9 protein-coding genes are annotated in these 12,596 nt (G+C 70.4%); 8 read left to right on the forward strand and 1 reads right to left on the reverse strand.

Annotated features, from left to right (window positions below):
• Position 1: 1 nt before the first annotated feature.
• Both PU630_RS01750 and PU630_RS01755 read left to right on the forward strand, forming a co-directional pair.
• Entirely contained in the window at positions 2-901 is a 900-nt protein-coding gene (locus PU630_RS01750) for a carbohydrate ABC transporter permease (protein ID WP_275278637.1), read from the forward strand.
• A complete protein-coding gene (locus PU630_RS01755; protein ID WP_275278638.1) occupies positions 898-3,267 on the forward strand; it encodes a beta-xylosidase/alpha-l-arabinosidase in 2,370 nt (789 codons plus the stop codon). The genes PU630_RS01750 and PU630_RS01755 overlap by 4 nt, the downstream gene beginning before the upstream one ends.
• 223 nt (positions 3,268-3,490) lie before the next feature.
• Here PU630_RS01755 and PU630_RS01760 read toward each other — a convergent pair whose 3' ends face one another.
• Positions 3,491-4,501: a LacI family DNA-binding transcriptional regulator gene (locus tag PU630_RS01760; protein WP_275278639.1), complete on the reverse strand. Its 1,011-nt coding sequence runs from the start codon at positions 4,499-4,501 to the stop codon at positions 3,491-3,493.
• Between the two features lie 192 nt (positions 4,502-4,693).
• Between PU630_RS01760 and PU630_RS01765 the strand changes: the two genes are divergently transcribed.
• From PU630_RS01765 to PU630_RS01790, 6 genes are read left to right on the forward strand one after another with little or no spacing between them, the layout of a single operon-like run.
• Positions 4,694-6,226, forward strand: coding sequence for an ABC transporter substrate-binding protein (locus PU630_RS01765; protein WP_275278640.1), 1,533 nt, complete (start codon positions 4,694-4,696; stop codon positions 6,224-6,226).
• A 58-nt stretch (positions 6,227-6,284) separates the two neighbouring features.
• A complete protein-coding gene (locus PU630_RS01770) occupies positions 6,285-7,226 on the forward strand; it encodes an ABC transporter permease (RefSeq protein ID WP_275278641.1) in 942 nt (313 codons plus the stop codon).
• Positions 7,223-9,022 (forward strand): dipeptide/oligopeptide/nickel ABC transporter permease/ATP-binding protein, encoded by a 1,800-nt coding sequence (locus tag PU630_RS01775; protein ID WP_275278642.1) that lies wholly within the window; start codon positions 7,223-7,225, stop codon positions 9,020-9,022. The genes PU630_RS01770 and PU630_RS01775 overlap by 4 nt, the downstream gene beginning before the upstream one ends.
• Complete coding sequence (locus tag PU630_RS01780; RefSeq protein WP_275278643.1) at positions 9,019-9,855, forward strand: ATP-binding cassette domain-containing protein; 837 nt, start codon at positions 9,019-9,021, stop codon at positions 9,853-9,855. The genes PU630_RS01775 and PU630_RS01780 overlap by 4 nt, the downstream gene beginning before the upstream one ends.
• Positions 9,852-11,363, forward strand: coding sequence for a family 20 glycosylhydrolase (locus PU630_RS01785; RefSeq protein WP_275278644.1), 1,512 nt, complete (start codon positions 9,852-9,854; stop codon positions 11,361-11,363). The genes PU630_RS01780 and PU630_RS01785 overlap by 4 nt, the downstream gene beginning before the upstream one ends.
• Positions 11,360-12,553, forward strand: a complete 1,194-nt coding sequence (locus PU630_RS01790; protein WP_275278645.1) for a glycoside hydrolase family 1 protein — start codon at positions 11,360-11,362, stop codon at positions 12,551-12,553. Before PU630_RS01785 ends, PU630_RS01790 begins: the two co-directional genes overlap by 4 nt.
• Positions 12,554-12,596 lie beyond the last annotated feature (43 nt).

Genomic DNA, 12,596 nt, shown 5'->3' on the forward strand with positions numbered 1-12,596 from the left:
CATGTCTGCAACCACCGCCATCGTCACCGGGAACGAGCGGGCGCCTAAGCCCCTCAAGCCCGCCGGCCGCAGGTTCGACTGGGGCCAGCCGTTCGTCTACTTCATCGTGCTCATCGTGTGTGCTGTCGCGATCGGCCCCGTGCTCTACGTCTTCATCGGCGGGTTCCGCACCACGGCCGACATCAACGCGAACCCCGGCGGCTTGCCCGCCCCATGGGTGTTGGACAACTGGATCCGCGTCCTCACCAGCCCGCGGTTCTGGGGCAACGTGATGGCGAGTGTGATCCTCGCCGTCTCGACCACCGCGGGTGTCGTCGTCGCGGGGATCATGGCCGCCTACGTCATCGCGCGCTACAACTTCCGCGGGCGCCACGGTCTGTACACGCTGTTCACGGCGGGCCTCATGTTCCCGCTCACGGTGGCCGCCCTGCCGCTGACCCTTCTGCTGCGCACGCTCGGCCTGCACGGCAGCTACCTGGGTGTGATCATCCCCGGTATCGCATTCGCGCTGCCGACGACGATCATCATCCTCGTGCCGTTCCTGCGCGCGATCCCCGATGAGATGGAGGAGGCCGCCGTCATCGACGGGGCCAGCCGCATGCAGTTCTTCTGGCGCATCATGCTGCCGTTGGCCAAGCCGGGCCTGATCACCGTCGGGATCCTGGCGTTCGTGGCCAGCTGGAACGGCTATCTGCTGCCGTTGCTCGTGATCAGCACGGGCACCCTCCCGCAGGAACTGTGGCCGCTGCCGCTGGGCGTCACGCAGTTCTCCTCGCAGTATTCGCAAGACACCGGTGCCGTGCTCGCCTACACGTCACTGGCCATGATCCCCGCGCTCGCCTTCTTCCTCAGTGCGGAGAAGCGCATCGTGGGCGGTCTGATAGGGGCGGTGAAGGGATGACCGGGGTGCAACATTCGAGCCGGGTGGATGACCTGATCGAGGCGATGAGCCTCGAGGAGAAGATCGCCCAGCTGTACGGCGTGTGGGTCGGGGCCTCCGAGAACGGCGGCGACGTCGCGCCCCACCAGCACGACATGGACAACGAGATCGACTTCGACGCGCTGCTCCCGTCGGGGCTCGGTCAGCTGACCCGCCCGTTCGGCACAAAGCCGATCGATGCCGCGCTGGGCGCGCTGTCTTTGGCCCGTACCCAGCAGCGCATCCGCGAGGCCTCGCGCTTCGGCATCCCGGCACTCGCGCACGAGGAATGCCTCGCAGGCTTCGCCGCATGGGGAGCCACCGCGTACCCCGTGCCGCTGTCGTGGGGTGCGACGTTCGACCCCGAGCTGATCGAGCAGATGGGCCGCCGCATCGGCGACGACCTGCGCTCGGTCGGTGTGCATCAGGGCCTGGCGCCCGTGCTCGACGTCGTGCGCGACGCGCGCTGGGGTCGGGTCGAAGAGACCATCGGCGAAGACCCGCACCTGGTCGCCACGACCGCCACCGCGTACGTGCGCGGGGTGGAGGCGGCCGGGGTCGTCGCGACCCTCAAGCACTTCGTCGGGTACTCCGCGTCGAAGGCCGGACGCAACCTCGCACCGGTGTCGATCGGCCCGCGCGAGGTCGCCGATGTGCTGCTGCCCCCGTTCGAGATGGCCGTGCGCGAGTCGGGCGTGCGCAGCGTGATGAACGCCTACACCGACATCGACGGCGTGCCGTCGGCGGCCGACCGCGCGCTCCTGACCGATCTGCTGCGCGAGGAGTGGGGTTTCGAAGGCACCGTCGTCGCCGACTACTTCTCCATCGCGTTCCTCAAGCTGCTGCATGGCGCTGCCGAGACGTGGGGGGATGCCGCGGCCGCGGCGCTGGAGGCAGGCATCGATGTCGAGCTGCCCACCGTGAAGACGTTCGGCGAGCCGCTGCGGCGTGCGGTCGAGGAAGGCGCCGTGCCGATCGACCTGATCGACACCGCGCTGCGACGGGTGCTGCGGCAGAAGGACGACCTCGGCCTGCTCGACGAGAGCTGGTCGCCGATCCCTCCGGTGCTGGCGGGACGCGACCTCACCGACCCCGAGGCGCTCCGCGGCACGGTCGACCTCGACCCGACGGAGAACCGCGTGCTGGCGGCGAAGCTGGCGGAGGAGGCCGTGGTGCTCGTGCGCAACGACGGCACCCTGCCGTTGAGTGCCGCGTCATTGGATGCCGGGCCGTCGGGCCGGCCCGCACGGATCGCCGTGATCGGCCCCAATGCCGATGAGCCGTACGCCATGCTCGGGTGCTATTCGTTCCCCACCCATGTGGTCTCGCAGCATCCCGGCGTCGAGATCGGCATCAGCATCCCGACCCTTCTCGATGCCGTGCGCGCGGAATTCCCCCGCGCGCACGTCACGCACGTGCGCGGCACGAGCGTCGACGGCGGTGAGCGCGACGGCATACCCGAGGCTGTCGCGCTCGCCGCGGAATCCGATGTCGTGATCCTCGCGCTCGGCGACCGTGCCGGTCTGTTCGGACGCGGCACGAGCGGCGAGGGCTGCGACGCCGAGTCGCTGGCATTGCCCGGCGCCCAGCAGCAGCTGGTCGACGCGGTACTGGATGCCGGAACCCCGGCCGCCCTCGTGCTGTTGGCCGGCCGCCCCTACGCCCTCGGGCGTGCGACGGACGAGGCCGCGGCGATCGTCGAGGCGTTCTTCCTCGGTGAGGAGGGCGCCGCCGCGATCGCGGGGGTGCTCAGCGGCCGGGTGAACCCGAGCGGTCGTCTGCCGGTCAGCGTGCCGGCGACCACCGGGGCGCAGCCGTCGACGTATCTGGCACCGCCGCTGGCTCGAGCCAACGACGTGTCGAACATCGACCCGACCGCGTCGTATCCGTTCGGACACGGCCTCTCGTACACGAGCTTCGACTGGACGGCGCTGACCGGTGACGTCGAGAGCACGGGCACCGACGGTTCGGTCGAGCTGACGCTCGAGGTGACGAACACAGGCGGGCGCGCGGGCGCCGACATCGTGCAGCTGTATCTGCACGACCCGGCGGCGTCGGTGGTGCGCCCCGTGCAGCGGCTCATCGGATACGCCCGTGTGACGCTCGAGCCCGGACAATCGGCGCGCGTGCGGTTCGGCGTGCCGGCTGACCTGGCCTCGTTCACGGGGCGTGACCTGCGCCGGATCGTCGAACCCGGCGAGCTCGTGCTCAGCGCGGGCCGCTCGAGCGGCGACCTCGTTTCGTCGTGGACCGTGCGACTGACCGGCCCGGTGCGCGAGGTCGGCCACGACCGCGCGCTCGCTCCGGAGGTGCAGGTCGCGGCATCCGCCCCCGCTCCCGTCGTCTGAGCGGGTCGGCGCGGCGGCGTGCGCGGGTGCATCGCGCGCGCCACGCGTCGAGACCGGGTCCCTCACCCGTTCATCAGTCGTGGTTATCAACTGGTGAGGGATGCGCGGAAGGTCCGCCGCGCCGAGATTTCACCGGCGGGACCCGGCGCGCTGTCATCGGCGCTCGCGGGGCCGGGACCCGCCACGCCATGACCGACGGCGAACCCGCATACCTGCCGACCCGCTACGCGGTGACGGGCGCCGCGGTGCTTTCGCGCACGACGAGGCGGGTGGCCAGGTCCATTCGCAGGGTGTCGGGCTCGTGCCCCTCAGCCATGCGCAGAACGAGCCGGGTGGCAGACTCTCCCATCTTGCGCAGAGGCTGATGCACGGTGGTCAGTTTCGGGCTGATCCAGCGGGCGAGCTCGATGTCGTCGTAGCCGACGACCGACACGTCGTCGGGCACCGAGAGACCCGCTTTGCGAGCCGCTGCGATGGCGCCGAGTGCCTGCAGATCGCTGCCGGCGAAGATCGCGGTGGGCGCGTTGTCGAGGGCGAGCAGCTCGGTCGCTCGTGCCTCACCGCCGGAGGTGTGGAAGTCGCCGAAGCGGATCCAGCGGGGGTCGATGTCCAGGCCCGCGCTGTTCATGGCGCTGCGATAGCCGTCGACACGTGCCAGCGAGCACATCATGTCCTCCGGACCGGTGATTGCCGCGATGCGGCGATGTCCCAGCTCGATGAGATGGCGTGTCGCCATGAGGCCGCCCGACCAGTTCGCAGACCCGACCGACGGAACATCCGGTGACGGGTCTCCGGCCGGGTCGACGATCACGAACGGGATGCGGCGCGACCGCAGCTTCTCGCGGTACGGCTCGGAGATGTCCGAGAACACGAGCACCACGCCCATGGGCCGGCGGCGCAACACGCCGTCGATCCAGTCCGGAGCGGGGGAGTGCCGATCGCCGCTCACGGTGAGCACCACCGACAGGCCCGCCTCGTGCGCGACGCGTTCGACGCCGGAGATGACCTCTATCGACCAGCTGCTCTCGAGCTCGTGGAAGACGAGTTCGACGTACGGGGCGCCCTGTGCCGACGCCCGCCGCTGATAGCCGTGGCGGTTGAGTTCTTGTTCAACCCGGGTGCGCGTGGCGTCGGCGACATCGGTCCGACCGTTGAGGACCTTCGAGATCGTCGCCAGAGACACGCCCGTCTCCGCCGCGATGTCGGCCAGGGTCACGCGGGAGTGCTTCGCCATGTTTCGATCCTAAAGGTCGAAACTCTCGGAGACCGAGAGCGGCGCGAGGTACGACCTCGCGGGATCAGGTACGACCTCGCGAGATCAGGTACGACCTCGCGGGGGAAAAGTTACCAGCTGGTAGAAAATGTGGCATACTGATCGCGCGCTTCGACCCGGGGCGCCTGCAATCACACACAACGGAGTCTGTACATGAACAAGAGAGTTCTCGGCGCCGTGGGCGCCGCAGTGGCAGCGGTGCTGCTGCTCTCGGGCTGCGCGGGCGGTGGCGCCGACGCGTCCCCGGCGACGCACGACAAGACGCTGCGGCTGGCCACGATGACCGTGCCGCAGAGCCTGGACCCGAAGGATGCCACGGGCAGCGCACTGCCGTTCTTCCAGGCGGTGTACGACACCCTCGTCCTGCGCACACCCGCCGGTGACTACAAGCCGATGCTGGCGACCGAGTGGTCGTACAACGACGACCAGACCGTGCTCAGCATGACGCTGCGCACCGGCGTGACCTTCGACGATGGCACCCCGTTCGACGCGAAGGCCGCGAAGGCGAACCTCGAGCGGTTCCGTGACAGCGGGGGACCGGATGCCGCGAACCTGGCCGGCGTCACGGTGGATGCCGTCGACGACAGCCACATCACCCTCACGCTCGAGCAGCCCAACCCCGGCCTGCTGTTCTTCCTCTCGGATTCGGCCGGGCTCATGGCCAACCCCGCCGACTTCGACGAGAAGGATGCGCTGGTCACCACTCCCGACGGCACCGGACCCTATGTGCTCGACAAGGACAAGACGGCGATCGGCACCACCTGGGTGTACGACCAGCGCAAGGACTACTGGGGTACCGCGCCCGACTTCTCGACGGTGACGATGCAGGTCTTCGACAACGAGAATGCGATCGTCAACGGCCTGAAGACGGGGCAGATCGACGCCGCGGTGCTGCAGTCCGCCGACCAGCAGCTGGCTGCCGAACAGGACAAGGACCTCACGTTCCAGGACGTGCTGTTCGACTTCCAGGGCATTCTGCTGTTCGACCGCGGCGGTGCCGTCACGCCCGCGCTCGCCAAGCCCGAGGTGCGCCAGGCGCTCAACGAGGCGATCGACCGCGAGACCCTGCTGAAGGTCGTGCGCGACGGTCGCGGACAGGTCACCAGCCAGGTCTGGGGCGTCGACAGCCAGGGCTACGAGACGTCGCTCGACGACTACTACCCGTACGACCCCGCCAAGGCGAAGCAGCTGCTCGCCGACGCCGGCTACCCGAACGGCTTCGAGCTCACGCTGCCCCGCCTGACGTCGATCGTCACCGACAACATCGCCAGCGCCCTGCAGACCGACTTTGCGAAGATCGGCGTGAAGCTGACGTGGGCCGACGTGGATGCGGCATCCGCCCTCAAGCAGATCTTCGTCGAGAAGAAGTTCTCGGGCATGGTCATGAACATGGGCCAGTCGTCGAACGACTGGATCGTCTACTCGACGCTGATCGCACCCGGGACGTTCAACTTCTTCGGCACCATGGACGACCAGGTCAACAAGCTCGCCGCCCAGGCGCGCGCGCTGCCGGCCGACCAGACGGCCGAGCTCTACAAGAAGATGAACGAGCGCATCGTCGAGCAGGCGTGGTTCGTGCCCTTCTACCGCATGACGTACGAGCTCGTCACGGTGCCCGGCGTCACCGCCGCGCCGCAGGCCGGCATGGCCGTCCCGTCCATCTACAACTACTCGCTCAGCAAGTGAGTCGTCGCGGCGGGGCCTACCCGGGCCCCGCCGCGATCCCGACCCGGAAAGAACACCCATGCTCGGCTTCCTCATCCGCCGGCTGACCGGCAGCATCGCGCTGCTGCTGGTGACCGCGCTGCTGACGTTCGTGCTGCTGTCGATCCCGAATCAAGACGTCGGCCGCCAGCTGCTCGGCATGCAGGCCACCCAGCAGGCGATCGATGCCAAGAACGCCGAGCTGGGCCTGGACCGGCCCATCCTCGTGCAGTTCTTCGACTGGCTGGTGCGGGCGGTCCAGGGCGACCTCGGCCGCTCCTGGTTCTCGAGCGAGAACGTCACGACGGCGATCGGCAACCGTCTGCCGGTCACGCTCAGCCTCATGATCGGCGTGACGCTGGTCACCGCCGTGTGCGGCTACCTGCTGGGCGTGTGGGCCGGTACCCGTCGCGGCCGTGTCGACACGTTCGTGCAGGTGTTCTCGGTCGCCGGCTACGCGCTGCCCGGCTTTCTCGTCACGATCGTGATCGTCATCGTCTTCGCGGTGAAGCTCGGCTGGTTCCCCGCCGTCGGCTACACGCCGATCACCATTTCGTTCACCGGGTGGCTGTCGACGATCACGCTGCCGGTGATCTCGCTGTCACTCGCAGCCGTCGCCGGCGTCGCCCAGCAGGTGCGCTCGTCGGTCATCGAGGTATCGCGCTCCGATTACATCCGCACACTGACCACGCGCGGACTGCCGCGGCGCCGCATCCTCTTCCGTCACGTGTTGCGTAACGCCTCGGCCCCGGCGCTCACCGTGCTCGGTCTGCAGTTCGTCGGCCTGCTGGGCGGCGCGGTCATCGTGGAGCAGATCTTCGGACTGCCCGGCATCGGATCGATGACCATCAAATACACGTCGCAGGGCGACATCCCGATCATCATGGGCCTGGTGATGCTCACCGCGATCGGCGTCGTCATCATCAACCTGCTCGTCGATCTCGCGATCGGCGCGCTGCTGCCGAAGGCGAGGGTGTCATGACACAGGATGCCGCACCCCTGACCGCCGGTCTCGCACAGGCCGAGGCATCCCGCCCCGTCGGCATCTGGCGGGCGCTGCTCTCGCGTCCGCTTGCGGTGATTTCTGCCGCCCTCCTGCTCGTCGTCGTCCTCGTGGCGATCCTCGCGCCCTGGATAGCCCCGTTCGGCGCGAACCAGGCCGATCTCATCCACGCGTTCGAGGGCCCCCAAGCCGGCCATCCGCTCGGCTTCGACTCCGCCGGCCGCGACGTGCTCTCGCGCCTGATCTACGGCGCGCAGAACACCATCGGCGGGGCCGGGATAGCGCTGGTCGTCGCGCTCGTGATCGGCGTGCCCGCGGGCCTGATCGCCGGCTACTGCGGGCGCTGGTTCGACTCGGTGTCGAACTGGATGACCAACCTCGTCATGTCGCTGCCGGCCATGATCATCCTGCTGGCGTCGCGGGCCGTGCTCGGCCCCACCGTGTGGGTGCTGATGGTCGTGCTCGGCTTCCTCGTCTCGCCGTCGTTCTTCCGCCTCGTGCGCGGGGCGGTGGCCGGCGTGCGCGGCGAGCTGTATGTCGACGCGGCGCGGGTCTCTGGCCTATCCGACGCGCGCATCATCGCTCGGCACGTGCTGACCGTGGTGCGGGCACCCGTGATCATCCAGGTGGCGCTCGTGGGCGGTATCGCGATCGGCCTGCAGGCGGGCCTGGAGTTCATCGGCATCGGCAGCGGCAACATCCCCACCTGGGGTGCCATGCTCAACGAGGCGTTCACGAACTTCTACCGCGCGCCGCTGCTGCTGCTCTGGCCGGGACTCGCACTGGGCCTGACCAGCGCCGCGCTCGTGCTGCTGGCCGCCGGCATCCGCGACGCGCTCGACGATCGGGGCCGCGAGCCCCGGGCGCCCGCTCGCGCACGCCGCCAGGCGATGGCGGCGCAGCGGGCCGCCGAGCGCGCGGAGCTGCCCGCCGACGGTCGTGGCGACCTGCTCTCGATCCGCGGGCTGCGCGTCGCGTACCGGCAGGGTGAGGGCGACGACATCGAGGTCGTGCACGGCGTCGACCTCGATGTGGCCCGGGGGCAGATAGTGGGCCTGGTCGGCGAATCCGGGTCGGGCAAGAGCCAGACGGCGTTCTCGGCGCTGGGCATCATCCCGACCGACGGGTACGTGCGGTCGGGGTCGATCCTGGTGACAGGGCGGGAGGTCGTGGATGCCGCCCCCGACGACGCCCGACGCGCCCGGCGTGCGCTCGGCTACGTGCCGCAGGAGCCCATGAGCAACCTCGACCCCTCGTTCACGATCGGGTCGCAGCTGACCGAGCCGCTGCGCGTCGGCGGCGGAATGCGCCGTGTCGACGCGAAGCGCACCGTGCTCGACCTGCTGCGTGCGGTGGAGATCGCCGACCCCGAGCGCGTGTACCGCTCGTACCCCCATGAGATATCGGGCGGCATGGCCCAGCGCGTGCTCATCGCCGGCGCCCTGTCGACCGATCCGGCGCTGATCATCGCCGACGAGCCGACCACCGCGCTCGACGTCACCGTGCAGGCCGAAGTGCTCGGCATCCTGCGCCGCCTGCGCGACGAGCGCGGGGTGGGCGTGCTCATCGTCACCCACAACCTCGGCGTGATCGCCGACCTCTGCGACCGCGTCTGCGTGATGAGCGACGGACGCATCGTCGAAGAGGGCGAGGCGGCCCAGGTGCTCACCGCGCCGCGGCATCCCTACACCCAGCGCCTTGTCGCATCGGTGCCCGACGAGTCGGTCACGCGCGGTCCGTGGCGCGATCCGGCGCTCATCGAGGAGGCCTCATGACCCCGCTGCTGGACGTGCGCGACCTGCACGTGTCGTTCCCCGGGCGCGGACTGCGCGCTCCCCGGGTCGAGGTCCTGAGGGGCGTGTCGCTCGACATCCGTCCCGGCGAGACGCTGGGGCTGGTCGGCGAGTCGGGCTCCGGCAAGACGACGATCGGCCGCGCTGTGCTGGGACTGGTGCCCGTGGCATCCGGCACTATCTCGTTCGACGGCCGGCGCATCGATCACGCGACCAGGCGCCACCGTCGACGGCTCTCGCGCGAGCTGCAGGTGGTCTTCCAAGACCCGTACACCTCGCTGAACCCCGCCCTGCCGGTCGGCGAGACGCTGGCCGAGCCGCTGATCGCGCAGGGAGTGGGGAAGGATGCCGCGCGCCGCCGCATCGCCGAGCTGCTCGACCGGGTCCGCATGCCGCGCACGGCGGCGGGTCGGCTGCCCCGCGAATTCTCGGGCGGTCAGCGCCAGCGCATCGCGATCGCGCGGGCGCTGGCCCTGCAGCCCAAGCTCATCGTGTGCGACGAGCCGGTCTCGGCGCTCGATTTGACCACGCAGGGCGCGGTGCTCGAACTGCTCACTGAGATCCAGGAGTCCACCGGCGTCGCCTACCTGTTCATCTCGCACGACCTCACCGTCGTGCGGCACCTGAGCCACCGCGTCGCGGTCATCCACCACGGCGAGATCGTCGAGCACGGCGACACCGCCGAGGTCACCGAGCACCCGCGTGACCCCTACACGCGCAAGCTCCTGCTGGCGGCCCCCGTCGTCGATCCGGCTCGGCAGCGCGCGCGGCGCGAAGCGTTCGACCGGGAGTTCCGCGAACAGGCCGTCGCATGACCGGACTTCCCCTTCCCGCGCGCGTGGTCCCGCACGGGACGTTGCGCCGCCTGCCCGGCCGGGTGCTGCGGGTGGATGCCGCGGCCCGCCCCGAGATCATCGATGCGGTCACCGCGCTGGCCGCGGCGGCGTTCGACGTGACCGTCACCGCCGGCGGCGCCGCGCCCGACGTCGTGCTCGTCGACGAGCGGGTGGAGGCACCGGCGCCGCTGGGCGCCGACCCGCGCCCCGGCTCGCGCCGCGGGTGCAGCGAGGCGTACCGCATCCGCCCGGCGGGCGATCGGCTCACGATCGCCGCGGGCAGCGCCGAGGGGCACTTCCGCGGACTCGTCACCCTGTTGGGGGCGTGCAGCGACGTGCTGCCCGGGCTCGAGGTCGACGACCACCCGCTGCGCGCGTGGCGCGGGCTGTCGCTCGACGTCGTGCGGCGGCGGTTCCCGGTCGATGAGGTGTGCCGTGTCATCGACCTGCTCGCCGTGCACGGCCTGAACGTGCTGCACCTGCACCTCACCGACACCCAGGGATGGGCGTTCGCGGTACCCGGGTACGCAGCGCTCGCCGATGACGATGCGTACACAGCGGCCGATCTCGACGCGCTCGAGGCGTACGCGCACGGCCGGTTCGTGACGATCGTGCCCGAGGTCGACGTGCCCGGTCACGTGCCCGCGCGCATGGCCCGCGTCGTGCCCGTGCGCGCCGGCGTGCACCCCTTCCTCACCGCGATCGACGCCGACGATCCGGGCGTCGAGGCGCTGCTGCAGGCGGCCTTCGGCGAGCTCGCCGCACGGTTCGCGTCACCGCATCTGCACCTCGGCGGCGACGAGGCGTTCGGCGCGAGCGTCGAGGGTTTCGCGCGGACGGTGGCCGCGGCATCCCGCATCATCCGTGCGCGGGGACGGACGCCCATCGGCTGGCAGGAGGCGAGTCGTGCCGGCGCGCTCGCGCCCGGCGATCTCGGGCAGCTGTGGATCGCCGACCGCGACCGGCTCGACCCCGAGAAGGCCACGGCCGCCGTGCCGGTGGAGTTCCGTGCGCTCATCGCGCAGGCAGCGCCCCTTTTCGCCGAGTCGGCGCACGACGCCGCGCGTCTGGGCGCCGCCGGCGTCGGCGTCATCGTGTCGTCGAGCGACCCGCTCTACCTCGACCGGCGCCCCAGCGAGGCGAGTCTCGACGCGACGCAGCACGAGGCGTGGCAGCGTCTGGGCAACCCCGGGTACGAGCCGACGTCGAGCCTGTCGATCCTCGACTGGCACCCGGAGTCCCAGCCCGACATCGCGGCGAACGGCCTGACCGTCGCCGGCATCGAGGCGGCGCTGTGGTGTGAGACCGTGCGCGACCTCGACGATGCCGCCACCCTGCTGCTGCCCCGCCTCGCGCTCGTCGCGCAGAAGGCGTGGGGCGACGCCGACCGTGACCGGGTGACGGCGGCCGCGGCATCCAGCGCTCCCGTCTGGGAACGTCTGGGGTTCGGCGCCTTCCACCGCTCCCGTGACATCTTCCGACCATGACCGAAAGCGAGACCATGCGACTTCCCGATTCCTTCCTCGTGGGCGCCTCCACCGCCGCCCACCAGATCGAGGGTGACAACACCACGAGTGACTGGTGGATGCTCGAGCAGACCCGCCCCGAGCGGCTGCAGCCCAGCGGGCGCGCCTGTGACAGTCTGCACCGCTGGGAGGAGGACATGGATCTGGCCGCGGCCGCCGGCCTGAACGCCTACCGCTTCAGCGTCGAGTGGGCGCGCATCGAGCCCGAGGACGGCGTCTTCTCGCAGAGTGCTGTCGACCACTACCGGCGCATGGTCGCCGGCGCCCGCGAGCGCGGCCTCGAGCCGGTCGTGACGCTGCACCACTTCACCAATCCGCTCTGGTTCTTCGCCGGGGGCGGCTGGCTGCGCGCCGACGCCGCCGAGCGCTTCGGCCGCTACCTGGAGAGCGTCGCCCCCGTCCTCGACGAGGGAGTGCGCACGGCGATCACGATCAACGAGCCGAACATGATCGCGATCATGCACCGCGTCATCTCGGGCGAAGTGGACCTGACAAAGGGACTGGGGGGCGGGATGCCGCTGCCCGACCCCGCGGTGACCGATGCGTTGATCGCGGTGCACCACACCGTGCGCGAGCAGCTGCGCGCGCAGCACTCCGGGCTGGCCGTCGGCTGGTCGGTGGCCAACCAGAACGTGCAGTGGCTGCCCGGGGGAGAAGACGCGGCCGCGGCCTGCTCCGAGGCGATCGAGGACGTCTTCCTGCGCGCCGCCGTCGGCGACGACCTCGTCGGCGTGCAGGCCTACAGCCGTGTAGTGTTCGGGCCCGACGGGCTCGTCGAGCCCGGGCCCGAGGTGCCGCGCACCTCGAACGGCTGGGAATACCGCCCCGAAGCCCTCGGCGAGGCGCTGCGGCACACCGCCGCGATGGTGCCGGGAGTGCCGATCATGGTGACCGAGAACGGCATCTCCACGCGCGATGACGAGGAGCGCATCGCCTACACGACCGGCGCGCTGCGGGGGCTGGCAGACTGCCTGGCCGACGGCATCGATGTGCGCGGCTACCTGCACTGGAGTCTGCTCGACAACTATGAGTGGGGGCGGTGGGAACCCACGTTCGGCCTCGTCGCCGTCGATCGCGACACCTTCGCGCGCACCGCCAAGCCGTCGCTGGAGTGGCTGGGCGCCGTGGCGCGGTCGCGCGAGCTGCCATGATGCCGGGCGTATCGACGGACGCGGGTGCAACGGCGGCCGCGGG

The organism is Microbacterium horticulturae, from assembly GCF_029094505.1.
GTDB classification, from domain to species: domain Bacteria; phylum Actinomycetota; class Actinomycetes; order Actinomycetales; family Microbacteriaceae; genus Microbacterium; species Microbacterium horticulturae.

Excerpts from the sequence above, each read along its gene's own strand:
- PU630_RS01750 (WP_275278637.1), top strand. The coding sequence starts at position 2 with ATGTCTGCAACCACCGCCATCGTCACCGGGAACGAGCGGGCGCCTAAG.
- PU630_RS01755 (WP_275278638.1), top strand. The coding sequence starts at position 898 with ATGACCGGGGTGCAACATTCGAGCCGGGTGGATGACCTGATCGAGGCG.
- PU630_RS01760 (WP_275278639.1), bottom strand. The coding sequence starts at position 4,501 with ATGGCGAAGCACTCCCGCGTGACCCTGGCCGACATCGCGGCGGAGACG.
- PU630_RS01765 (WP_275278640.1), top strand. The coding sequence starts at position 4,694 with ATGAACAAGAGAGTTCTCGGCGCCGTGGGCGCCGCAGTGGCAGCGGTG.
- PU630_RS01770 (WP_275278641.1), top strand. The coding sequence starts at position 6,285 with ATGCTCGGCTTCCTCATCCGCCGGCTGACCGGCAGCATCGCGCTGCTG.
- PU630_RS01775 (WP_275278642.1), top strand. The coding sequence starts at position 7,223 with ATGACACAGGATGCCGCACCCCTGACCGCCGGTCTCGCACAGGCCGAG.
- PU630_RS01780 (WP_275278643.1), top strand. The coding sequence starts at position 9,019 with ATGACCCCGCTGCTGGACGTGCGCGACCTGCACGTGTCGTTCCCCGGG.
- PU630_RS01785 (WP_275278644.1), top strand. The coding sequence starts at position 9,852 with ATGACCGGACTTCCCCTTCCCGCGCGCGTGGTCCCGCACGGGACGTTG.
- PU630_RS01790 (WP_275278645.1), top strand. The coding sequence starts at position 11,360 with ATGACCGAAAGCGAGACCATGCGACTTCCCGATTCCTTCCTCGTGGGC.